Origin of the sequence: Deinococcus sp. AB2017081, assembly GCF_034440735.1 — a bacterium.
Classification (GTDB): Bacteria; Deinococcota; Deinococci; order Deinococcales; family Deinococcaceae; genus Deinococcus; species Deinococcus rufus.
On the sequence record NZ_CP140098.1, the window covers coordinates 2,191,783 to 2,212,257 of the forward strand.

Sequence of the window (20,475 nt, forward strand, 5' to 3'; positions counted from 1 at the left end):
CTGATCAGGGCGTGCCTAGACTGGGTTCAACGTGACGCCCGACTCCATGCCACATCTTGAAATTCTGCGCGTCTCCGGCACCTCGCGCCCGAATGCCATTGCGGGCGCGGTGGCCGCCCTGCTGCGCTCCCAGGGTCAGGTGGACATCCAGGCCATCGGCCCGACCGCCGTGAACCAGACCGTCAAGGCGCTGGCGATCGCACGTGGCTATCTCGTGGACGACCGCCTTGATCTGTATGCCCAGCCCGAGTTCGTGAAGCTGGACGTGCAGCAGGAGGAGCGCACGGCGGTTCGCTTCCATGTCCGTTCCATGCCACGTCCGGTGCTCTGACACGGTTCGCGGGGTGAAGCTCCTGCACCTGTATTTTCATGAAACCTGAGCGGGTCACGCTAAGATGTGGAGGAGGGTGTCACGGACACCCCCTGTCCCGACTCCAGGAGGAGTACCTGACATGATTCTTGGCCCGTATACCGTCCTGATCCTCATCGTCTTCGTGGCCAGCATGGCCATCCAGGCGTACCTGAGCAGCACCTACAAGAAGTGGGGTCAGGTGCGGAACGCCCGCTCCATGACCGGCGCCGACGTCGCCCGACTGATGCTCGACGAGAACGGTCTGGGCCACATCCCGGTGCAGGCAGTGCCCGGTAACCTGACCGACCACTACGATCCCATCCGCAAGACTGTGAACCTCAGCGAGAGCGTGTATGGCGTGCCCAGCGTGGGCGCCATGGCCGTCGCCGCGCACGAGGTCGGCCACGCCATCCAGGACAAGGTGCGGATGCCGGCGCTGGTGCTGCGCGGGCACATGGCCGTGCCGCTGAATCTGGGCATGAACCTCGCCCCGCTGCTGCTGCTGGCCGGGGTGTTCCTGAAGATCACCGGCCTGATCTGGCTGGGCGCGATCCTGTTCGGCTTCGCGCTGCTGTTTCATGTGGTCACGCTGCCGGTCGAGTTCGACGCCAGCCGCCGTGCCCTGAACTACCTCCAGCAGCGCGGCCTGAGCGGTGGAGACGGCGGCAACGGTGCCCGCTCGGTGCTCACGGCCGCCGCCCTGACCTACGTGGCCGGCTTCGCCATGGCCCTGGCCCAGTTCCTGAACATCCTGGGCATCGCCCGCAGCAGCGACGACTGATTGCGATACGAGGCCGGTGGCAGCACATGCGCTCTGATCGGCTGAGAATCTAAAACTCGAACCGTCGAATGGCGTACTCCTGCCATTCGACGGTTCACTCTTCTGACGGTCAGTTGTTCAGACGTTGAAGCCGAACATCCGCATCTGGCGTTTGCCGTCCTCGGTCATCTTGTCGGGGCCCCAGGGTGGCGTCCACACGAACTCGACCGATACGTCGGTCACGCCGTCCAGACGGCCCACGGCCATCTCGGCGTCGGCGCGGATGAGGTCCTGCACAGGGCAGCCCACGCTGGTCAGGGTCATGGTGATGTCCACGACACCGTTGGCGTCGATGTCCACGCCGTAGATCAGGCCCAGGTCAACGACATTGACCGGGATCTCCGGATCCTTCACGACTTTCAGGGATTCCAGGATCTGCTCCTGGGTGGGCAGGCCAGCCACCGGGGCAGCCGGAGTGACAGGAGTGGTGTCGTCCATCAGTCCTGTCCCTTCACGCTGGGCAGGCCCGATTCCACCCACGCGTTGGTGCCGCCGGTCAGGTTGGCGACCTGCGAGTAGCCCTGCTGCTCCAGATACTCGCCGGCGCGGGCACTGCGGGCACCGCTGCGGCAGATCATGACCAGCTCGCGGTCTTTCGGGAGTTCCCCGTGCCGCGCCTCGAACTCGCTCAGGGGGATCAGCAGCGCGCCCTCTGCATGCACCTCGTCGTACTCGTTCTGCTCGCGGACATCCACGAGCACGGCCCCGGCCTGCACCCGGCGCTGGCCTTCTTGCGGTGTGATCTCTTCCATGGGCCGCAGGATACCTGACCAGATCGCTCGGATTGTGCTGGCGGGTCATATGCTCGGGCCATGCCCCTGCCTGCCACCGGCACCGTCATTGACCTGCGCCCGGACGACCTGCGTACCGCCCAGCCGCTCGGGGCGCTGACGACCCTGCCGGTCGTGCCGGTCACCCTGAACGCCATCGAGGAGGGCACCCACTCTTTGGCGACCCTCGCGCCGCCGCTGGTCGTGGTCTGCGAGCGCGGGGTGCGCTCCGGGCTGGCCGCCCGCTACCTGCGGGCCGACGGTCTGGACGCGCACGCCTACCCCGGCGGCGTGCCTGCCCTGCTGCGCGAGGTGAGCCCATGACCCGCGCCCCGGCTACACTGGCGGGCATGTCCGCCCTCCCCAGTGGCTTTATCCGCACGCAGGATGTCCTGCACGAGCAGCTCAGCGGCCAGCGTGTCCGCGAGCTCGAACTCCAGTACGGCAACGAGGAACTGCTGTACGGCCTGGGTGTGCTCGGCCTGTCCGGCCCGTTTTCCCGCGTGACCCCCTGGGAACTCGAGGACGAGCACGGAGTACGCCGCATCAACGCCAGCGGCTACGCCGCCATGCCGTTCGGAGAGATGCCGCCCGCGATCACCGCGTTCATGCACGAGTTCCTGACGCACAACCGGGCCATGGGCCTGCCGCAGCAGTCGAGCAGTCCGTGGCGGGCTGCGCTGGAGGCGAACCTCGTGCGGCTGCTGGCCAGGGAACTGCCCAGCCACGCAGACAGCCAGGTGTTCTTCTGCTCCAGCGGCACCGAGGCGATCGAGGGAGCGCTGAAATTCGCCAAGGCGTACCGGCCCCGGGCGAAGTACGCCATCTCGTTCGGCAGCGCATACCACGGCAAGACGCTCGGTTCGCTGAGCCTCACGCCGAATCCCGAGTATCAGGACATCTTCCGTCCGCTGGTGCCCGGCGCGGTCACGAGCCCGTACGGCGATCTGGATGCCCTGAAGCGCGTCATCCGTCGGCTGGGGCCGGACACGATCTACGCGGTCGTCGTCGAGCCGATCCAGGGCGAGGGCGGCGTGAACATCCCGCCGGCCGGGTTCCTGTCCGGTCTGGGCGAGATCTGCCGCCGCCACGGCATCCCGGTCATCGCCGACGAGATCCAGACGGGTCTGGGCCGCACCGGACACTGGTTCGAGTCGGCCGCGCAGGGCCTGGATCCGGATCTCATCACGCTCGCCAAGCCGCTGGGTGCGGGCATGACGGCGGTGGGCGCCACCATCGTCCGCGCGCCGATCTACAAGACGATGCTGGGCGGCCTGAGCAGCAAGCGGCACAGCAATACCTTCGGTGGCGGCGCGCTGGCGATGGCCGTGGGTCTGAAGTCGCTGGAATACCTGATCGACAACGACCTGCCCACCCGCAGCCGGGAACTGGGCGAGATCGGCCTCAGTCGCCTGCAAGCGCTGCACCGCCGCTTTCCGCAGCTGCTGGAAGCCGTGCGCGGTCAGGGTCTGCTGCTGGCCCTGCAGTTCCGGCCCATGGTGGGGCTGCCGCTGCCCGCCATGCTGCGCGAGATCGTGTTCGAGGCGACGGCCATCCTCGCCCTGCGGGAACTGCATCTGGGCGGTGTCATGGCCAACCTGTCGCTGAGCAGCAAGCGGACCGTGCGCCTGACCCCGGCGCTGGACATGCCCGCCGACGTGTTCGCCACCCTGATGGACCGCGTCGAGGCCTTCGCGCAGACGCATCCGAACTCCCGTGATCTGCTCCTGCGCACGCCGCCCCAGGTCACCACCCGCCTCGCCGCCTTCGCCGCGACCAAGCCAAAGAAGCGCACGCCCAGCGACGGGTGACCGGGCCGCTCACGCCAGGCCGCACGCGCGCTGGACCAGCAGGTGCAGTTCATCCCGGCCGAGTCGACGGGGCTCCAGGGGGACGTCGTCCGGCAGGTCACTCAGCCCACGGACGATGGGTGCGAACCGGAACTCGGGACGAACGATCAGGTCGCGCCGCGCGGTCAGGGCCAGCACGAAATCCACGCGCAGTTCGTAGTGGGCGTTCACCTCGGTCCGCAGGGGCTGAGGATCGCCCGCCAGGAGCGCCACCAGCGCCGGGTGCGGCACGAACGCGTCCTCCAGTTCCTTCAGGATGCGGGCCGTATCCAGAAAGATGGCCGCGTTCTGGAGGGCCGCGCCCGCGATCCGGCGGCGGCAGGTGTCGGCGCCGTCACCCCGCACCAGGCTGACCGAGCGCCCTTCCCGCACGGCGCTGCCCAGCATGGCCCACAGGCGGCCCAGGCTGGAGTACCGGGCCAGCTCCACGTACCCGGCCGGCTTCGAGGCCAGCGGACGGGTGGGACGCTCGGCAGACGTGGTCACGCCGCCATGCTAGAGCATCCGTCCGGGCTCCGGCACCGGCTGAACCGCATCCGGTGCACGGAAAGCGTGTCGTGGCGCCCACGTGTGCTGCGGGTGTCCGGTGCATCATGCGGCCACCATGCCGACCCTGCGTCCTGTCCGTGCCCGTCTCCCCGCCCGTGTGCGCGTGTGGCTGACCGCGCTGCTTGCCCTGCTCTCCGGATACGTCATCTCCACCGCGCGGCAGGCCGCGGTCCGACCTCCGCTGGTGCTCGGACAGGACAGCGTGCCTCCGAACGGCGCGGCGCCATCCCGGGTCACCCTGGAGGATGTCGGCGGGAGGGCCATCGTCATCACGCCCATCGGCCGTGAGGTCTCCACCCTGCTGGTGCTGTATCCGGGCGGCCTGGTGCGACCCCAGGCCTACGAGTGGCTGGGCCGCGCCCTGACGGAACGCGGCGTCCAGACCGTGATCCCGGTCTTTCCCCTGGACCTTGCCGTGACGGGAGTGAACCGCGCGGATGCCGTGATCGCCCGGTACGGTCAGGGCCGACGTGTGGTGATCGCGGGGCACTCCCTGGGGGGCGCGATGGCCGCGCAGTACGCCTCGGGCCACCCCGACACGCTGGATGGCCTGATCCTGATGGCCGCATACCCGGCAGGAAACGTCGATCTGAAAGGCCGGCGCCTCCCCGCCCTGTCCCTGCTGGCCGAGGAGGATGGTGTGGCCGCCGAGACGGACGTCCGTGACGGTCTGGCCCGGCTGCCGGACGGTTCGACCCTGACGGTGATCCCCGGAGCCGTGCACGCATTCTTCGGTCGCTACGGCCCTCAGAAGGGCGACGGGCGCCCGACCGTGACCCGGGCGCAGGCAGAGTCGGCGATCGTCCAGGCCGTGACCTCCTTCCTCGACCGCATCGATCCCTGAGCCGATCCGCCCCGAGGCCGTGCAGCAACGGCGCTACTGGAAGAGCTGGACGACCTTGATCATGGTCTGCCAGACCCCCCAGACCAGGGGCAGGCCGGGCACCAGCCAGGCCAAGTACGCGATGGGGGAGATGGGCTCGGTGCGTGCCGGGTCGGTCGTCATGGTGGATCCTCCGGGGGTGGGGTCAGTCATCGGCGGCCACCGGACGTCCGGCCGCGCGGTCGGCCCAGTACCGGCTGGCGACGGGGCGGATCAGCAGGTTGGCCACGAAGCCCACGACGAGCAGCCCGGCCATGATGTACATCACGGTGGAGTACGCCTGTGCGGCCGGAATGCCGGCGCGGATCTGGCTGTCGCGGAAGCCGTTCACCAGGGTCGGCCCGACGATGGCGGCGGCACTCCACGCGAGCAGCAGGCGACCGTGGATCGCTCCGACATTCGCAGTCCCGAACATGTCGCGCAGGTACGCCGGGATGGTGGCAAAGCCCCCGCCGTACATGGACAGAATCACGCAGAACCCGGCCACGAACAGGGGAAGGCTCGCCATGTTCCCAAACAGTGGGATCAGGAAGTAGAGCACCGCGCCCAGCGCGAAGAAGATCATGTAGGTCGGCTTGCGTCCGATCCGGTCACTGGTGGACGACCAGAAGAAGCGGCCCGCCATGTTGAAGATGCTCAGGAGGCCCACGAAGCCGGCTGCCGCCGCCGCCGTCACGCCGTTGCCGGCACCCAGCACACGGTCACTGAACATCTCCTGGATCATCACGCTGGCCTGCCCGAGCACCCCGATGCCCGCGGTCACATTCAGGAACAGCACGGCGAACAGCAGCCAGAACTGCGGCGTGCGGAAGGCCTGATCGACCAGCACGTTGTGGTTCGAGATCATGCTGCCAGCGGCATTGGCCCTGGGGACATACCCCGCCGGCGCCCAGCCCTCGGCGGGCACGCGCACCAGGAACGCGCCGAAGAGCATGAACAGCAGGTACACGGCGCCCATGATCAGGAACGTCGATCCCACACCCAGCGTGCCGTCACCGGAGAACTGCGCCATGAGCGCCGTCCCCAGCGGACTGCCGATCAGCGCGCCGCCGCCGAAGCCCATGATCGCCATGCCGGTGGCCAGACCGGGGCGGTCGGGGAACCACTTGATCAGGGTGCTCACCGGGCTGATGTACCCCAGGCCCAGTCCGATCCCACCGATGACGCCGTTGCCCAGGATCACCAGCCACAGCGCGTGCAGCTTCACGCCCAGCGCCGCGATGAAGAAGCCCCCGCAGAACAGCAGGGCCGACGCCACCATGGTCTTGCGTGGCCCCTCACGCTCGACCCACTTGCCGAACAGGGCCGAACTCGCCCCCAGGAAGAACAGCGCCACGCTGAAGATCAGGCCCACCTGGAACAGCGACCAGTCGCCGGGTGCGCCGGTCTCGGCGCTCACGTCGCCACTGACCAGCCGCGAGAGGGGCTTGTTGAACACCGAATAGGCGTAGATCTGCCCGATACTCAGGTGCAGCGCCAGCGCCGCGGGGGGCACCAGCCAGCGGTTCCAGCCCGGCCCGGCGACGGAATGCTCGCGATCCAGAATTCCCATGTGACCTCCTGCCCTTCATCCGTTTGATGTGGTAGGAGTCTAGCGGCGGCGTCCATCGGCGAAATTAACCGTCCTGGCGATCATTGCTCACAGAGGGTGATCGCCTACGATCGCCAGCGTGGCCAGGGAGCCTGCACCGGTGTACACCGTGAACCGGCCGTCCCGCGCAAAGCCGCAGAGCACCACCCCGAACGCCGCTGCCGTGTCCACGGCCAGGGACGTCGCCGCGCCGACGGACACCACGGCGCCGATCCCCGCCGTCACCGCCTTCTGCACGATCTCGAAGCCGGCCCGACTGCTGACCACCAGCACCTGGCCGGACAGTGGCAGCACGCCCCGGCGGTGTGCCCAGCCCACCACCTTGTCCACGGCGTTGTGACGTCCGACATCTTCCCGGGCCACCAGGAGGTCACCCGCCAGCGTGACCAGCGCTGCCCCGTGGACACCGCCCGTCGCGGCGAAGGTCGGCTGGACAGTCATCAGCCGCCGCGGCAGGTCGGCCAGGACGGCAGGATCGATGGGCACCGGGAACGGCTCCGGCGGGATGGCGCGTGCCAGCAGGCGCTCGACGCTGCCCGACCCGCACACTCCGCATGCGCTGGAGGACACCGACAGGCGCGCTCCCGCCGCCAGCCGAGCGTGCTCCGGCGTGGACAGGTGCCACACGTTGGCGTTCTCCGGATCGGCGGCCAGGGTCAGGGCCTGGGGCATCAGCCCCTCGGAGACCAGCCAGCCCAGCAGCAGATCGTGGTCGTCGCCCGGCGTGCGCATCAGCACCCCGAGAGGCAGCGGGCCATCCGGGGTGTGCAGGCGCAGTTCCAGCGGTTCCTCGATAGCCACGGCGTCGTCGTGGCCGTGCCACCCTCCGCCGTAGCGCCACACGGGCAGCCGCACCGAGCCCGCTGACCCGGGCTCTGCCGTGCCTGACGGATCGTTCAGCGGCCGACCTCGGTCTGGTTCGGGGTCTGTGCCAGATCGCCGTTCGCCTCGCGCAGGGCGTGTCCCATGCCTTTCAGGAGCGCCAGGATCGCGCCCAGAGCGACCTGTACGTCCCGGTCTCTGAGCAGCCCCAGCAGTTCACCGACACCGATGCCCTTTCCGGACGCGACATGGCGGGCGCCCTCGCCGATCCCGGCCGTGACCGCGCTGCCCAGGATGCCGACCTCGCGCGGGTCGAGGGCCGACAGGGTCTTGCCCAGTTCCGTGACGTTGCGCAGCAGGGTGGTGCCGCTCTCACCGCCCGTGATGTGGAGCAGCGACGCGACCAGTCCCTCGCCGCCGCGCACGGTCTTGCCCAGCACGTCCAGCACACCGTGTTCGTGTAGCTGCCGCAGCAGGTACAGTCCCTCCAGCAGCGCGTCGGTCGACACCGCGACCTCGGACTGGAGCTGTTCGTGGGGTGTCGGAACACGTGGGGTGAAATCAAGTGCTTTTGCCATGGGGCCTCCTGCACGGGTGGGGGGCGTGTGACCTGCGTGCCCCCACCCCGGCCCTCCCCCACAAGTGGGAAGGGAGAACAGCTTCAGTCGTCTGCACCCAGCGCGTCCACCCGGACATTCAGGGCGTCGCCGTGCATGGGCAGGGCGCCGCCAGGGTACACGTAGTCGGGGCGTGCCCACTTGCGCTCGACCTCCACGCCACTCTGCGGGGTCGGGTGGCCCCAGCGGTGGTTCGTGGCGGGCAACGGGTTGTCGCCCACGTCGTGCAGGAGCTCCATGCGGACGCTGGTGTCCTTATACGCCGGGGTGTTCGTCTGGCTGTCGCCCTGGCTGCCGGTCAGGCGGTTCACGGCGTTCTCGGCCTTCCGGACGTTCAGGGGCACGTACAGCTCGTTGCCACTCACGCGCCCGGTGACCAGTGCCTGCAGCCGGATCGCGCCATGCGGGCTGACCAGCCGCACCCACTGCCCGCTCTGGATGTTCCGCTCTGCGGCCAGTTCCGGGCTGACCTCGACGAAGGCGTCCGGGGCCTTCTCGGCGATGCCGTGCACCTGGAAGGTCATGTTGCCCTCGTGGAAGTGCTCCAGCATGCGCCCGCTGTTCAGGTGCAGGTCATACTCAGCGGTGGGGGCGTCCTGGCGGGGTTTGTACTCGGCCGGGTGCAGCACCGCCTTGCCATCGGGAAAATTGAAGCGCTCGGTATACAGCAGCGGCGTGTCGGTGCCGTCCTCGGCGACCGGCCAGCACAGCGTCTGGTAGCCCTCCAGACGGTCATAGGTCACGCCGGCGAAGTACGGCGTCAGCCGGGCGATCTCGGCCATGATCTCGGACGGGTGCGAGTAGGTCCAGTCGGCGCCCATGCGCTGCGCCACGGCCAGGGTGATCTCCCAGTCGGCCTTGGTGCCCTGGAGGGGTTCCATCACGCGGTACAGGCGCTGGATGCGGCGCTCGGTGCTCGTGAACGTCCCCTCCTTCTCCAGCGAGGCGGCGGCGGGCAACACCACATCGGCATAGCGGGCGGTGTTCGTGAAGTACAGATCCTGCACCACCAGGAACTCCAGCGCCTCGAAGCCCTCGGCCAGGTGGTTGGCGTTGGCGTCGGTCAGGCTCATCTCCTCGCCCGTGATCCACAGGGACTTCAGTGTGCCGTCCAGGGCGGCGTCCATGAGCTGGGTGTTGTCCAGGCCGCGCTCGGGGCGCAGGGTGACGCCCCACTCGCGCTGGTGGCGCTCCACGACCACCGGGTCGCCCACCTTCTGGTAGCCGCTGACCTGATCGGGCATGGCGCCCATATCGCCCGCGCCCTGCACGTTGTTGTGGCCGCGCAGGGGGTAGGCCCCGGTGCCGGTGCGGCCGTAGTTGCCGGTGATCAGCAGCATGTTCGAGATCGCGGCGCTGGTGTCGCTGCCGCCGCACTGCTGGGTCACGCCCATCGCCCACAGCACGCACACCCCTTCCTCGGCGGCGATCTGGCGGGCCAGCGCCTCCAGGGTCGCGGCGGGAATGCCGGTCTCGCGCTCGGCGTACTCCAGGGTGAAGGTGCTGATGGACTCGCGGTAGGTGTCCAGGCCATTCACGCGCTCGCGCAGGAAGGCGGCGTCCTCCAGGCCGTTGTCGAGGATGTACTTGTTCACCGCGCTGATCCACACGAAGTCCGTGCCGGGGTTCGGGCGGATGAACTGGTCGGCCCGTGTCGCCATCTCGTGCTCGCGCAGGTCGAAGACAATCACCCGGGTGCGGCCAAGTTTCTGTGCGCGTTTGACGCGGGTGGCGAGCACCGGGTGGCTCTCGGCGGTGTTGCTGCCGATGGTGATGACCAGACTGGCCTGCTCGATGTCCCGGATGGTGCCGCTGTCGCCGCCGATGCCGACCGTCAGGGACAGCCCCTTGGTCGCGGGCGACTGGCAGTAGCGCGAGCAGTTGTCCACGTTGTTGGTGCCGATGACCTGCCGGGCGAACTTCTGCACCAGGAAGACTTCCTCGTTGGTGCTCTTGCTGCTCGCCACGAAGGCCAGGGCGTCGGGGCCGTGCTGGGCCTTGATCTCGCCGAAGCGCCACGCGATCAGATCCAGCGCCTCCTCCCAGCTCGCCTCACGGAACCGGTCGCCGTCGCGGATCAGGGGCGTCGTCAGGCGTTCGCCGCTGTTCACGTAGTCCCAGCCGAACTTGCCCTTCACGCAGGTGCTGATCCCGTTGGCGTGTCCCAGGCCCGGTTCGACCTTCAGGATGTGGCGCTCGTCCGTCCACACGTCGAACGAGCAGCCCACGCCGCAGTACGTACAGACCGTCTTGGTCTTCTTGATGTACCGGTCACGCGCCGCCGACTCGATCTCCGAGACGTTCATGATGGGCTTCAGGCCAGCGCTGACCTCGACGCCCTTGACCACGTCGATCGCGGCATTCCAGACCGGGAGCGGGATGCCTGTGAACATGCCGGCCTCGCCCACCATGGAGGTCTCGATCAGCGCGTTGCACGGGCAGACCGTGACGCAGTGGCCGCAGCTCACGCAGCTCGATTCCCCGATGGGCTTGCCGCCGTCCCACAGCACGCGCGGCTGCTCCATCTCCCAGCCGATGGTCAGCGTCTCGTTCACCTGCACGTTCTGGCAGGCCTCGACGCAGCGTCCGCACAGGATGCACTGATCCGGGTCGTAGCGGTAGAAGGGGTTGGTCTCGTCCTTGGCGTAGCCCTTGGGCTGGAAGGGACGCGTCTGGTGCTGGATCCCCAGCAGGCCGAGCGTGTTGTGCACCGTGCAGTTGCCGTTGTTGTTGTCGCAGACGGTGCAGTACAGGTCGTGGTTGCTCACGAGCCGGTCGTAGGCGTCGCGCTGCGCGGTGCGGGCGGCCTCGGTCTGCGTGCGTACCACCATGCCGGCCGCCACCTTCGTGCCGCAGGCCCGGCCGATCTTTCCGTCGATCTCGACCGAGCACGTGTCACACGTCTGGATCGGCCCGAGCTGCGGGTGGTAGCACACCTGCGCCAGCTCTATCTGCGCGCGGTTGATCACGTCCACCAGCGGCTCGCCCACCCAGGCCCGCTGTGCCACACCGTCCACGGTCACCTGAACCTGCTCGCCCCTCGGTGGGCGCGTCGGCCCCACCGTCGAGCGGATATGCACGTCGTTCGGTACGTCTAATTCGCCCATGCCACGTCCTCCGATCCTTCTGGTCTGGGGCGAGTATAGGCACGGGCCTGTCAGCGAAAAGGAACGATGTCATTCAGTTATGTTCATGTTGTTCCGGCCCAGCGGGCCGCGTGTCCGGATCGGATCTACAGCACCAGCACGCCGTGGTGCTTGGCCTTCTCCTGCGGCTCAACGTGAATCGTCACGCTGACGTCGGGCATCTCGGCCTGCAGCGCCTCCTCCAGGCGGTCGCAGATGCGGTGGGCCTCCTCGACCGACATCTCGCCCGGCACGACCAGATGGAACTCGATGAAGGTCATGCGGCCCGCGTGCCGGGTGCGCAGGTCGTGCACCTCCAGCGCGCCCTCGCCGTGCTCACTGAGCAGGGTACGGATGCGGCCCTCGGTCGCCTTGTCCACCGCGGCGTCCATCAGGCCGCCCACCGACTCGCGCATGAGCTGCCACCCGCTCCATAGGATGTTCAGCGCCACGAGCAGCGCGAGCAGCGGGTCGAGGAACGACAGCCCCGTCAGCTTGGCCGCCACCACGCCCACCAGCACGCCCACACTCGTCACCACGTCGCTCATCACGTGCCGCCCGTCGGCAAGGAGCGCCGGCGACCGCGACGCCCGGCCGGTGCGCAGCAGCAGCGTCGCCCACACGGCGTTGATGGCACTGGCCCCCAGGTTCACGAGCAGGCCCACGTACGGCGCGTCCACCGCTTTCGGCGCGAGCAGCGCGGGGATCGCCTCGCGCGCGATGCTCACGGCGGCCAGCACGATCAGCACGCCCTCGGCGACCGCACTGAAGTATTCGGCCTTGGTGTGGCCGTACGGGTGGTTCGCGTCGGCGGGCCGGGCGGCCACCCGCAGCGCCACGAACGCGGCCACGGCCGCCGCCACGTTGATGATGCTCTCCAGCGCGTCGGAGTACAGCGCCACGCTGCCCGTCATGGTGTACGCCAGGAACTTCAGGCCCAGCACGATCAGGGCGATGAAGATGCTGCCCAGCGCGATATTCAGGACGGTGGTGGGACGCGGACTCATCGGGGCGAGGCTAACAGGGTTAGGCACGCCGAACACCGTGCCCGGTGTGGGAACACCCCCGTTACGCTCAGGACAGAACCGATCCTGATACACTTCCACGGTGACCACCGCGCCGGATCTCCTCAACGCGCTCAACCCCACCCAGGCCCAGGCGGCCGACCACTACACCGGCCCCGCCCTGGTGATCGCCGGTGCCGGCAGCGGCAAGACCCGCACCCTGATCTACCGCATCGCCCACCTCATCGCCCACTACGGCGTGCAGCCGGGCGAGATCCTCGCCGTGACCTTCACCAACAAGGCCGCCGCCGAGATGCGCGAGCGCGCCAGCCACCTCGTCCCCGGTGCCAGTGACCTGTGGATGAGCACCTTCCACTCCGCCGGCGTCCGCATCCTGCGCGCGTACGGCGAGCACATCGGCCTCCGGCGCGGCTTCGTCATCTACGACGACGACGACCAGCTCGACCTCCTCAAGGAGATCATGGGGAGCATCCCCGGGATCGGGCCGGACACCACCCCCCGCACCCTGCGCGGCATCCTTGACCGCGCCAAGAGCAACCTGCAGACCCCCGACGACCTCGACCGCGCCTATGAACCGTACATCAGCGGCATTCCCAAGGACGCCGCCGCCGAGGCCTACCGCCGCTACGAGACGCGCAAGAAGGGCCAGAACGCCATCGATTTCGGCGACCTCATCACCGAGACCGTGCGCCTGTTCCGCGAGGTGCCCGGTGTCCTGAACGCCGTGCAGAACCGCGCGAAGTTCATTCACGTCGACGAGTACCAGGACACCAACAAGGCGCAGTACGAGCTGACGCGGCTGCTGGCCTCCAGAGACCGGAACCTGCTGGTCGTCGGGGATCCCGACCAGTCGATCTACAAGTTCCGCGGTGCCGACATCCAGAACATCCTCGATTTCCAGAAGGACTACCCCGATGCGAAGGTGTACATGCTGGAGCACAATTACCGCTCCAGCGCCCGCGTGCTCGGCATCGCCAACCGCCTGATCGAGAAGAACACCGAGCGGCTCGACAAGACCCTGCGGGCTGTCAAGGAGGACGGGCACCCGGTCGTGTTCCACCGCGCCACCGACCACCGCGCCGAGGGGGATTTCGTGGCCGAGTGGCTCACCCGGCTGCACAACGTCGAGGGCCGGAAGTTCAGTGAGATGGCGATCCTGTACCGCACGAACGCCCAGTCCCGCGTGATGGAGGAGAGTCTGCGCCGCGTGCAGATCCCCGCGAAGATCGTCGGGGGCGTCGGCTTCTACGACCGCCGCGAGATCAAGGACATCCTCGCCTACGCCCGCCTCGCCATCAACCCGAGCGACGACGTCGCCCTGCGCCGCATCATCGGGCGACCCAAACGCGGCATCGGCGACACGGCGCTGGAGAAGCTGCTCGACTGGGCGCGCATCCAGGGGGTCAGCCTGCTTCAGGCATGCGCCCGCGCGGCCGACGACGGCATCCTCGACCGGGGCGCTCAGAAGGCGGTGGACTTCGCTCATCTCATGGCCGCCATGAGCGAGGCCGCCGAGAACTATGAGCCCGCCCCCTTCCTGCGCTACGTCATCGAGACGAGCGGCTACCTCGACCTCCTGAAGGCCGAGGGTCAGGAGGGCCAGGTGCGCGTCGAGAACCTCGAGGAACTCGTGAACGCCGCCGAGGAATGGTCGCAGGACAACGAGGGCACGATTCAGGACTTCCTCGACGACGCCGCGCTGCTCTCCAGCGTCGACGACATGCGCACCAGGCAGGAGAATAAGGGCACCCCCGAGGACGCCGTCACCCTCATGACCATGCACAACGCCAAGGGCCTCGAATTCCCCGTGGTGTTCATCGTCGGCGCAGAAGAAGGTCTGCTGCCCAGCAAGGGAGCCCTCGTCGAGGCCGGCGGCATCGAGGAGGAACGCCGCCTGTTCTACGTGGGCATCACCCGCGCCATGGATCGCCTGTTCCTCACCGCCGCCGAGAACCGCATGCAGTACGGCAAGACCAACAGCGCCGAGGACAGCCGATTTCTGGAGGAGCTGGGGGACGGCTTCGACACCATCGACCCCTACGGGCAGGTCGTCGAGTACCGCGCCAAGACGTGGAAACAGTACCGGCCCACCGTGCCCGCCTCGCCCAGCGCCGTCAAGAACACCAGCCCCATGACCGAGGGCATGGCGTACCGCGGCGGGGAGAAGGTGCGCCACCCGAAGTTCGGCGAGGGGCAGGTGCTGGCGGTCGCGGGCATGGGGGAGCGGCAGGAGGTCACGGTGCACTTCCCGTCGGCGGGAACGAAGAAACTGCTGGTGAAGTTCGCGAACCTGTCACCGGTGTGAAGAGAGCCCCGCCCCCCACAAGTCCGCGTACCGCAGTGGGGCAGAGGGAGCGGCGCTGAGCACAGTGCGTGTCGGACGGCGCTGGTGGTCGCAAGAATTGAGCTTCTGTTATCCCTCTCCCACAGGGGGAGAGGGAGGGAGGCGCGCCGCGCCGGAAGGGTGAGGGGGCGTGTGACCACCGTCCTCGTGCGCGTCACCCCCGGCTGACGATGTGCTTGCATTCGCCAGCCGGCACGTCCAGCAGCGACGCGGCGGCGAGGGGGTACACCGGGGTCTGCGCCCACTCGGCCACGGGCACCCACTGGCACGTCACGTCGCCGTTGTCCTTCACGGCGAACGGCGTGTCCGGCAGGGTGTCCGGGGCGTCCATGCGGTAGTAGAAGCCGAGCTCGTGCTGGCGTTTGTCCGGCGGGCCGAAGAAGTTCTCGACCACGCCCACGAGGCGCAGGGGGCCGGGGGGCACGCCGGTCTCCTCGCTCCACTCGCGGGCGGCGGCGGTGGCGGTGTCCTCGCCCGCGCCGAGGGCCCCGCCGGGCAGGAAGTGGAACGGCAGGCCGTCCGCGCTGTTCGTGAGCACGCGGTCGCCGCGCACGCACACGATGGCCACCCGGACGCTGAACTTCAGGCCGCCCAGCGGGAAGCGGACGTCGGGCGTGCCGGGTGGGGCCGCCCAGCCGTCCTCGCGCTGCACGACGTGGGCCAGCGTGCCCGGCGGGGCGTCCAGCATGGCGCGCACCTGGGCTTCCAGGCGGGGCCGCGTGCCCAGGGCGGTCAGGGGCAGCCACTCGCACGTGAAGCGGTCGTCGTCGAGCACGCCGAAGGCTCCGGTGGGGAACCCGGCGGGCGCGTCCATGCGCGAGTAGAACGTGAGCTCGTGGTGGGGCCGGCCGTCCTTGATAAAGACGCTCTCGCCGATGCCGGCGAGAGTGAGGGGCCCGGCGGGCCAGCCGGTCTCCTCGGCCCACTCGCGGGCCGCGGCCGTCACGGCGTCCTGCCCGGTGCCCAGCGCGCCGCCCAGCGGGAACCAGAAGGGGTCGCCGCGCTCGTCCACGCCGGTGTTCGTCAGGAGATGGCCGTCCCGCACGCACAGCACGGCCGCCCTCACGCTGAACTGCACGTCGCCCACGGGCAGGCGGACGTCGGTCACGGGCCGGCGGCCTCGGCGCGCACGCTGGCGTCGGCGTCGGCAAGCAGGGCGGCGCGGAGTTCCGAAGACAGGTCGGCGCGGCCCGCCACGGCGAGGCGCACGCCGTCGTCGGGATCGGCGGCCAGGGCCGCCTGCGCGGCCGGGGGCAGGTGCGGGTGCTGCGCGGCGGCGCGGCGCACCCCGGCGTTCGGGTCGCGGGCGAGGGTTCCCAGCGTGTCGGGGCCAGTCGCGGGGGCATACGCGGCGGCGCGGCGCACCTCGGGGTTGGGATCGGCGGCCAGGGCCACCAGGCGTGCGGGGCCCAGGTCGGGCCGCACGGTCAGGACGGTGCGGACGCTCGGGTCGGGGTCGCGCACGAGCACGTCGAGCACCGCGCCGCTCAGGCCCTCGGCGCTCGCCACGTGCAGGCGGATGTCCTGTTCGGGCGAGCGGGCCAGCGCGAGCACGGCGTCGTCCGGGAGGTCGCTGCGTTCCAGCACGGCGCGGCGCACGCTCTCGTTGTCGTCGGCGGCGAGGGTCACCAGCGACGCGGGATCGGCGTCGGGCCGTCGGGCCAGGGCGGCGCGCACGTCCGGGTCGGCGTCCTGCGCGGCGCGGGCCAGCCACGCGGGCGGCACCGTCCAGCCCTGGAGGGCCGCCGCGCGCACGGTGGCCTGGTCGTGCGTGGCGAGCCACTCGCGCACGCCCCGCGGCAGATCCACGCGCCGGGCCAGGGTGGCGAGCACGTCGGCGTCGCCGTCGGCGGCGAGCGAGATCATGCAGTCGAGCGGCAGGTCGAGCCGCCGCGCCACGCTGGCCCGCACGAGGCCGTGCGGGTCGCCCACGAAGGTGCGCAGCACGTCGCCCGGCAGGTCGGGGCGCGCGGCGACGGCCTTGCGCACGTCGTAGTCGTCGTCGGCCGCGAGCTGCCGCACCAGCGCCTCCGGCAGGCCGTCGCGTCGCGCGACCGCCTCGCGGATCTGCCACCCGGCGTCCTGCGCGAGCGCCGCCACCCGCTCGGCGCTCAGGCCGGCGCGCGACGCGAGCGCGGTGCGCACCGAGTAGTCCTCGTGCCGCAGTGCCGCGTCTGTGATCCACGCGGGGGCGTGCTCGGCGTTCAGCAGCGCGATCACGCTGTCGGCGGGGAACGTGGCCAGGAAGTTCGGCCGCGCCAGGCGCATGAGCGGCAGGCCCGGGTTGGCGAGCACGTCCGCCGGGTACGCCGCGGCGAGCGTGCCCAGGATCTCAACCGGGGTGTTGGGGTGCCGGGCGACCAGGGCGCGCACGCGGGCGTCCGGGTGTGCGCTCAGGCCGCTGAGGGTGTCGGCGGTGGCGCGCGGCATGGCGGCCGCCTCCAGCGCGCCCTCGACGCCCAGGATCGTCAGGGTGCGCGGGTCGAGTTCCGGGAACGTCATCCCGGGAATGATGCCACGTCCCCCGCACGCCCGTCGCTGTGCAGGGCGCGGTTCACCGCCCGGTCGATGAGCTGCCGCGCGATCGAGAAACGCGGCGGCACGGTGGGCAGTGCCGTGACCGGGAACCAGCGGGCGTCCTCGATCTCGCCCGGCTGCGGCACGATGTCGCCCCCGGCATACACGGCGTCGAAGCCGACCATCAGCGAGTGCGGGAACGGCCACGGCTGGCTTAGGACGTACGCGAGGTTGGTGATGGCCACACCGACCTCCTCGCGCACCTCGCGGTGGGCGGCGTGCTCCAGCGTCTCGGACGGCTCCACGAAGCCCGCGAGCGCCGAGTACATGCCCGGCGCGAAGTGCGGCCCGCGCGCCAGCAGCAGCTCCGTCTGCGGGCCCTCGCCTCTGCGGATGAGCACCATCGCCACGGGGGCCACCCGCGGGTACACGGTCAGGCCGCACGCCGGGCACACCCGCGAGCGCTCGTGCCCCGACTCGACGAGCGGTGTGGCGCAGCGCCCGCAGTACCGGTGCGTGCGCACGAAGTCCACGAGCTGCGCCGCGTACCCGGCCACGCCCATGTGCGCCTCGTCCAGCTTTCCGAAGGCGGCGCGCAGGGGCACGGCCTCGAAGCCGGGCGGCACGTCGCCGTCCAGCCCGCCCGCGAACAGCGGCATGCCGTCCAGCGTGCCCAGGGCCACGGCGTCCACCACCGGCAGCTCTGTCCCAGTCGGAAGGGCGTCGCCGCCTCGCAATACCAGCCGGTGCCCGTCGAACACGAACCACGTCGCGTCCGAACCCGGCACCAGCGTCCGGTCGGGCACGAAGGCCGCGGGCAGCTCGGTCGCGCTCACGCGTGCTCCTCCAGCCGCAGCACCTCGCCGAAGGGGAAGCCCTCGTCCTCCAGCCCGCCCGGCGGCACCACCCACAGGGTCGAGAGGGCCGGGGCCGCCTCCGGGAAGTCACCGTAGCCGTCCGTCAGGTAGATCAGCACGTCGGGCTCGTGCTCGTCCAGCAGGCGGAAGATCGGGCGGAAGTCCGTGCCGCCGCCCCCCTGCGGCGGGGGGATGTCGCCGCCCGCGGTCAGGACGTGCGGGCCGTACGCCTCGGTGTCGGCGTAGTACAGGGTGGCCTTCACGTGCGGGTACGCGCCGAGCACGCCCTGCACCTCGCCCACCAGCGCGCGCACGGCGTCGTCGTCCACGCTGCCCGAGGTGTCCACGGCGATCAGGGCGGTCAGGGACTCGTCGTCCAGCGCCTCCAGGTACAGGCCCCGCCCCACGAAACGCCGGTCGAAGCCCCCGAAATCCACCGGCGTGCGCGCCAGGAAGCGCCACAGGTGCGCCCGCCAGTCCAGCCGCGCGGGCGCGAGGCGCATGAGTTCGCGGTGCAGGCCCAGCGGATCGTCGCCCTTGCCGCCGCCCATGGCGTCCACGCTGCGCGCCTGCGCCAGCGCCTGCTGCCACTGCCGCTGCGGGCTCTGCCCGGGCTTCCCCTGCTTCGCGGGCGCGTCGCCGGGCGGGCTGTCGAGCAGGTCGTCGCCCTCGTCCTCGCCGTCTCCCTCCGCCTCGCCTTCCAGGGACGTGTAGACCTCCTCCACGCTCAGCTTCTCGAGGTGCTCGTCCCGGCGCGACTGCGGCGGCGTGGGCAGGCCCGCCGCGTCCACCATGCCGTTCACGATCAGGTCGGCGGATCTGTTCCAGCGCTTCTTCTCGCGCGGGCCGCGCCGCTGCACGTGCGACAGCGCCGCGTGCAGCACCTCGTGCAGCAGCAGGCCGTCGAGCACGTCGCTCGGCAGACTGGCGGCCACCTCGGGGTTCACGTACACCCGCTCGCCGTCCGTGCCCGCCGCCGCCACCTCCCGCGACGGCACGAACTCCGCGTGCAGCAGCAGCGTGGCGAAGAACGCCGATTTGCCCCGCAGCCGCAGGCGCGAGCCGGAGATGAGGCGCTGGAACTCCGGCGTGACGGGGATGGGGGCGCTCATGGCGTGACCCTGGCTGAAGGCTCAGGGCAGAAGGCTGACGGCGTTGGGTGCGTCTGGCCATCTGCCATCTGCCGTCTGCCCCCTGCCCTCACATCCCCTCCGTGAGCTCCAGCGTGCCCTGCACCAGCGCAGCCAGACGCTCGTCGCGGGCGACGAGGTCAGCGAGGTCGGCGAGCTGCCCGATCGCCTGGAACTTGCTGACCAGGGTGGCCACGTACAGCTGCAGCCACTCGGGGCCGGCGGTGTCCGCGAGCCACGTGAAGGCGTGGTACGCCTCGTCGGCGGTGGCGGCGCGGGCGGCGAGGCCCACGACGGCGGCGTAGCGCACGCTGGGCTCGTCCGGCAGCCGCAGGCCGCCGCCACGGCCCTCCAGCACGATGCCGAGATCCGGGAGTTGCTCGTACAGGCGCACGAAGGCGCTGAACTCGGCCCCGGCGGCCTCGCCGATGGCGGGCGCGGCGTCGAGGCCGGCGCGGTGCAGGCGCGACGCCATCTCCCACGCGCGGGGGCTGGGCCACGCGGGCTGCTGCGGGTCGAGGCGATGCAGCAGTTCCGGGCGGAACGTCAGGAACGCGATGACGTGCTCGTGCAGGCCGCGCCCCAGTGCGTACGCGCGCCACGAGTCGAAGTCGGGCCGCACCGTCAGGTGCAGGAAGCGGTTGGCGAGCGGCGCGGGCATGTCGAACACGCTGGCGCGATCCTCCTTGCGGTTCCCGGCAGCCCACACGAACCACCCGTCCGGCAGGACATAGCTGCCCACGCGGCGGTCGAGGATCAGCTGCTGGGCCATGCCCTGCATGGTGGGCGGGGCCATGTTCACCTCGTCGAGGAACAGGATGCCGCGGCCTCCGCGCGGCAGGAACTCCGGCGGGTACCAGCGGCTGGTGCCGCCCCCCTGGCCGTCGGCCTCCGGCACGGGCAGGCCGCGCAGATCCGTAGGCGCGAGCTGCGACAGCCGCACGTCCACGAAGTCGAAGTCGTATTTTGCGGCCACCTGCGCCACGACGGCGCTCTTGCCGATGCCGGGCGGCCCCCAGATCATGGTGGAGAGCTTCAGGTCGCCCGTGACGAGCGAACTCAGGTACGTTTGCAGTTCGGCAGCAGTGAGGCTCACCCGGTCACGCTAGGGCTTTTGTGCTCGGTGGAGCAAGTTCAGACTTGGGGGGGCCGGCACCGCGTGACGGGCCGGATGCCGGAACCGGTGATGGGGACGCCCGCCGGGGGGTGGCGGGCGTCCGGGC

Annotated in this window: 20 protein-coding genes; 6 read left to right on the plus strand and 14 right to left on the minus strand. The window is 70.1% G+C overall.

Annotated elements, in window-relative coordinates; all coding sequences use genetic code 11:
- Positions 1 to 46: 46 nt before the first annotated feature.
- Positions 47 to 331, plus strand: coding sequence for a stage V sporulation protein S (locus tag U2P90_RS10580; protein WP_322474691.1), 285 nt, complete (start codon positions 47 to 49; stop codon positions 329 to 331).
- A gap of 121 nt (positions 332 to 452) precedes the next feature.
- Positions 453 to 1,133 carry a zinc metallopeptidase gene (locus U2P90_RS10585; protein WP_295816182.1) on the plus strand — a complete coding sequence of 227 codons (681 nt, stop codon included), beginning with the start codon at positions 453 to 455 and terminating at the stop codon, positions 1,131 to 1,133.
- 117 nt (positions 1,134 to 1,250) lie between these two features.
- Here U2P90_RS10585 and U2P90_RS10590 read toward each other — a convergent pair whose 3' ends face one another.
- A complete protein-coding gene (locus U2P90_RS10590; RefSeq protein WP_322472067.1) occupies positions 1,251 to 1,610 on the minus strand; it encodes a metal-sulfur cluster assembly factor in 360 nt (119 codons plus the stop codon).
- On the minus strand, positions 1,610 to 1,924 hold the full coding sequence (locus tag U2P90_RS10595; RefSeq protein ID WP_322472068.1) for a rhodanese-like domain-containing protein: 315 nt from the start codon (positions 1,922 to 1,924) through the stop codon (positions 1,610 to 1,612). The genes U2P90_RS10590 and U2P90_RS10595 overlap by 1 nt, the downstream gene beginning before the upstream one ends.
- Before the next feature lie 60 nt (positions 1,925 to 1,984).
- Here U2P90_RS10595 and U2P90_RS10600 point away from each other — a divergent pair, with 60 nt between their 5' ends.
- Positions 1,985 to 2,266, plus strand: a complete 282-nt coding sequence (locus U2P90_RS10600; protein ID WP_295816188.1) for a rhodanese-like domain-containing protein — start codon at positions 1,985 to 1,987, stop codon at positions 2,264 to 2,266.
- Positions 2,267 to 2,292: 26 nt separating this feature from the next.
- Entirely contained in the window at positions 2,293 to 3,753 is a 1,461-nt protein-coding gene (locus U2P90_RS10605) for an aspartate aminotransferase family protein (protein ID WP_322472069.1), read from the plus strand.
- 9 nt (positions 3,754 to 3,762) lie between these two features.
- On the opposite strand, the gene U2P90_RS10610 is transcribed toward U2P90_RS10605, so the two are convergent.
- A complete protein-coding gene (locus U2P90_RS10610) occupies positions 3,763 to 4,278 on the minus strand; it encodes a hypothetical protein (protein WP_322472070.1) in 516 nt (171 codons plus the stop codon).
- 118 nt (positions 4,279 to 4,396) lie between these two features.
- Between U2P90_RS10610 and U2P90_RS10615 the strand changes: the two genes are divergently transcribed.
- On the plus strand, positions 4,397 to 5,185 hold the full coding sequence (locus tag U2P90_RS10615) for an alpha/beta fold hydrolase (RefSeq protein WP_295816193.1): 789 nt from the start codon (positions 4,397 to 4,399) through the stop codon (positions 5,183 to 5,185).
- 33 nt (positions 5,186 to 5,218) lie between these two features.
- On the opposite strand, the gene U2P90_RS10620 is transcribed toward U2P90_RS10615, so the two are convergent.
- The 6 genes from U2P90_RS10620 to U2P90_RS10645 form a co-directional block, all read right to left on the minus strand.
- A complete protein-coding gene (locus tag U2P90_RS10620; RefSeq protein WP_322472071.1) occupies positions 5,219 to 5,347 on the minus strand; it encodes an MFS transporter small subunit in 129 nt (42 codons plus the stop codon).
- 22 nt (positions 5,348 to 5,369) lie between these two features.
- The gene (locus U2P90_RS10625; RefSeq protein WP_322472072.1) at positions 5,370 to 6,776 is read right to left on the minus strand and encodes an OFA family MFS transporter; all 1,407 of its coding nucleotides are present in this window, start codon (positions 6,774 to 6,776) and stop codon (positions 5,370 to 5,372) included.
- A gap of 87 nt (positions 6,777 to 6,863) precedes the next feature.
- Positions 6,864 to 7,670 (minus strand): formate dehydrogenase accessory sulfurtransferase FdhD, encoded by an 807-nt coding sequence (locus tag U2P90_RS10630; RefSeq protein WP_322472073.1) that lies wholly within the window; start codon positions 7,668 to 7,670, stop codon positions 6,864 to 6,866.
- 41 nt (positions 7,671 to 7,711) lie between these two features.
- The gene (locus tag U2P90_RS10635; RefSeq protein ID WP_295816197.1) at positions 7,712 to 8,215 is read right to left on the minus strand and encodes a DUF1641 domain-containing protein; all 504 of its coding nucleotides are present in this window, start codon (positions 8,213 to 8,215) and stop codon (positions 7,712 to 7,714) included.
- A gap of 83 nt (positions 8,216 to 8,298) precedes the next feature.
- Positions 8,299 to 11,361, minus strand: coding sequence for a formate dehydrogenase subunit alpha (gene fdhF / locus U2P90_RS10640; protein ID WP_322472074.1), 3,063 nt, complete (start codon positions 11,359 to 11,361; stop codon positions 8,299 to 8,301).
- Between the two features lie 125 nt (positions 11,362 to 11,486).
- Entirely contained in the window at positions 11,487 to 12,386 is a 900-nt protein-coding gene (locus U2P90_RS10645; protein ID WP_295816200.1) for a cation diffusion facilitator family transporter, read from the minus strand.
- Between the two features lie 100 nt (positions 12,387 to 12,486).
- Between U2P90_RS10645 and U2P90_RS10650 the strand changes: the two genes are divergently transcribed.
- The gene (locus tag U2P90_RS10650; protein WP_322472075.1) at positions 12,487 to 14,709 is read left to right on the plus strand and encodes an ATP-dependent helicase; all 2,223 of its coding nucleotides are present in this window, start codon (positions 12,487 to 12,489) and stop codon (positions 14,707 to 14,709) included.
- A gap of 193 nt (positions 14,710 to 14,902) precedes the next feature.
- Here U2P90_RS10650 and U2P90_RS10655 read toward each other — a convergent pair whose 3' ends face one another.
- The 5 genes from U2P90_RS10655 to U2P90_RS10675 all read right to left on the minus strand — a co-directional run bounded on the left by U2P90_RS10655 (position 14,903) and on the right by U2P90_RS10675 (position 20,348).
- Entirely contained in the window at positions 14,903 to 15,856 is a 954-nt protein-coding gene (locus tag U2P90_RS10655) for an NUDIX domain-containing protein (RefSeq protein WP_322472076.1), read from the minus strand.
- Complete coding sequence (locus U2P90_RS10660; RefSeq protein WP_322472077.1) at positions 15,853 to 17,250, minus strand: hypothetical protein; 1,398 nt, start codon at positions 17,248 to 17,250, stop codon at positions 15,853 to 15,855. The genes U2P90_RS10655 and U2P90_RS10660 overlap by 4 nt, the downstream gene beginning before the upstream one ends.
- Positions 17,247 to 18,101: an NAD(+) diphosphatase gene (gene nudC, locus U2P90_RS10665; protein WP_322472078.1), complete on the minus strand. Its 855-nt coding sequence runs from the start codon at positions 18,099 to 18,101 to the stop codon at positions 17,247 to 17,249. The genes U2P90_RS10660 and nudC overlap by 4 nt, the downstream gene beginning before the upstream one ends.
- Positions 18,098 to 19,234 (minus strand): DUF2201 family putative metallopeptidase, encoded by a 1,137-nt coding sequence (locus tag U2P90_RS10670; protein ID WP_322472079.1) that lies wholly within the window; start codon positions 19,232 to 19,234, stop codon positions 18,098 to 18,100. Before U2P90_RS10670 ends, nudC begins: the two co-directional genes overlap by 4 nt.
- Positions 19,235 to 19,322: 88 nt before the next feature.
- Positions 19,323 to 20,348: a MoxR family ATPase gene (locus U2P90_RS10675; protein ID WP_322472080.1), complete on the minus strand. Its 1,026-nt coding sequence runs from the start codon at positions 20,346 to 20,348 to the stop codon at positions 19,323 to 19,325.
- Positions 20,349 to 20,475 lie beyond the last annotated feature (127 nt).

Bases quoted from the DNA above. Each gene is read 5' to 3' on its own strand.
- U2P90_RS10580 (WP_322474691.1), top strand. From the start codon at position 47: ATGCCACATCTTGAAATTCTGCGCGTCTCCGGCACCTCGCGCCCGAAT.
- U2P90_RS10600 (WP_295816188.1), top strand. From the start codon at position 1,985: ATGCCCCTGCCTGCCACCGGCACCGTCATTGACCTGCGCCCGGACGAC.
- U2P90_RS10595 (WP_322472068.1), bottom strand. From the start codon at position 1,924: ATGGAAGAGATCACACCGCAAGAAGGCCAGCGCCGGGTGCAGGCCGGG.
- U2P90_RS10670 (WP_322472079.1), bottom strand. From the start codon at position 19,234: ATGAGCGCCCCCATCCCCGTCACGCCGGAGTTCCAGCGCCTCATCTCC.
- U2P90_RS10585 (WP_295816182.1), top strand. From the start codon at position 453: ATGATTCTTGGCCCGTATACCGTCCTGATCCTCATCGTCTTCGTGGCC.
- U2P90_RS10645 (WP_295816200.1), bottom strand. From the start codon at position 12,386: ATGAGTCCGCGTCCCACCACCGTCCTGAATATCGCGCTGGGCAGCATC.
- U2P90_RS10590 (WP_322472067.1), bottom strand. From the start codon at position 1,610: ATGGACGACACCACTCCTGTCACTCCGGCTGCCCCGGTGGCTGGCCTG.
- U2P90_RS10660 (WP_322472077.1), bottom strand. From the start codon at position 17,250: ATGACGTTCCCGGAACTCGACCCGCGCACCCTGACGATCCTGGGCGTC.
- fdhF (WP_322472074.1), bottom strand. From the start codon at position 11,361: ATGGGCGAATTAGACGTACCGAACGACGTGCATATCCGCTCGACGGTG.
- U2P90_RS10625 (WP_322472072.1), bottom strand. From the start codon at position 6,776: ATGGGAATTCTGGATCGCGAGCATTCCGTCGCCGGGCCGGGCTGGAAC.
- U2P90_RS10615 (WP_295816193.1), top strand. From the start codon at position 4,397: ATGCCGACCCTGCGTCCTGTCCGTGCCCGTCTCCCCGCCCGTGTGCGC.
- U2P90_RS10635 (WP_295816197.1), bottom strand. From the start codon at position 8,215: ATGGCAAAAGCACTTGATTTCACCCCACGTGTTCCGACACCCCACGAA.
- U2P90_RS10620 (WP_322472071.1), bottom strand. From the start codon at position 5,347: ATGACGACCGACCCGGCACGCACCGAGCCCATCTCCCCCATCGCGTAC.
- U2P90_RS10605 (WP_322472069.1), top strand. From the start codon at position 2,293: ATGTCCGCCCTCCCCAGTGGCTTTATCCGCACGCAGGATGTCCTGCAC.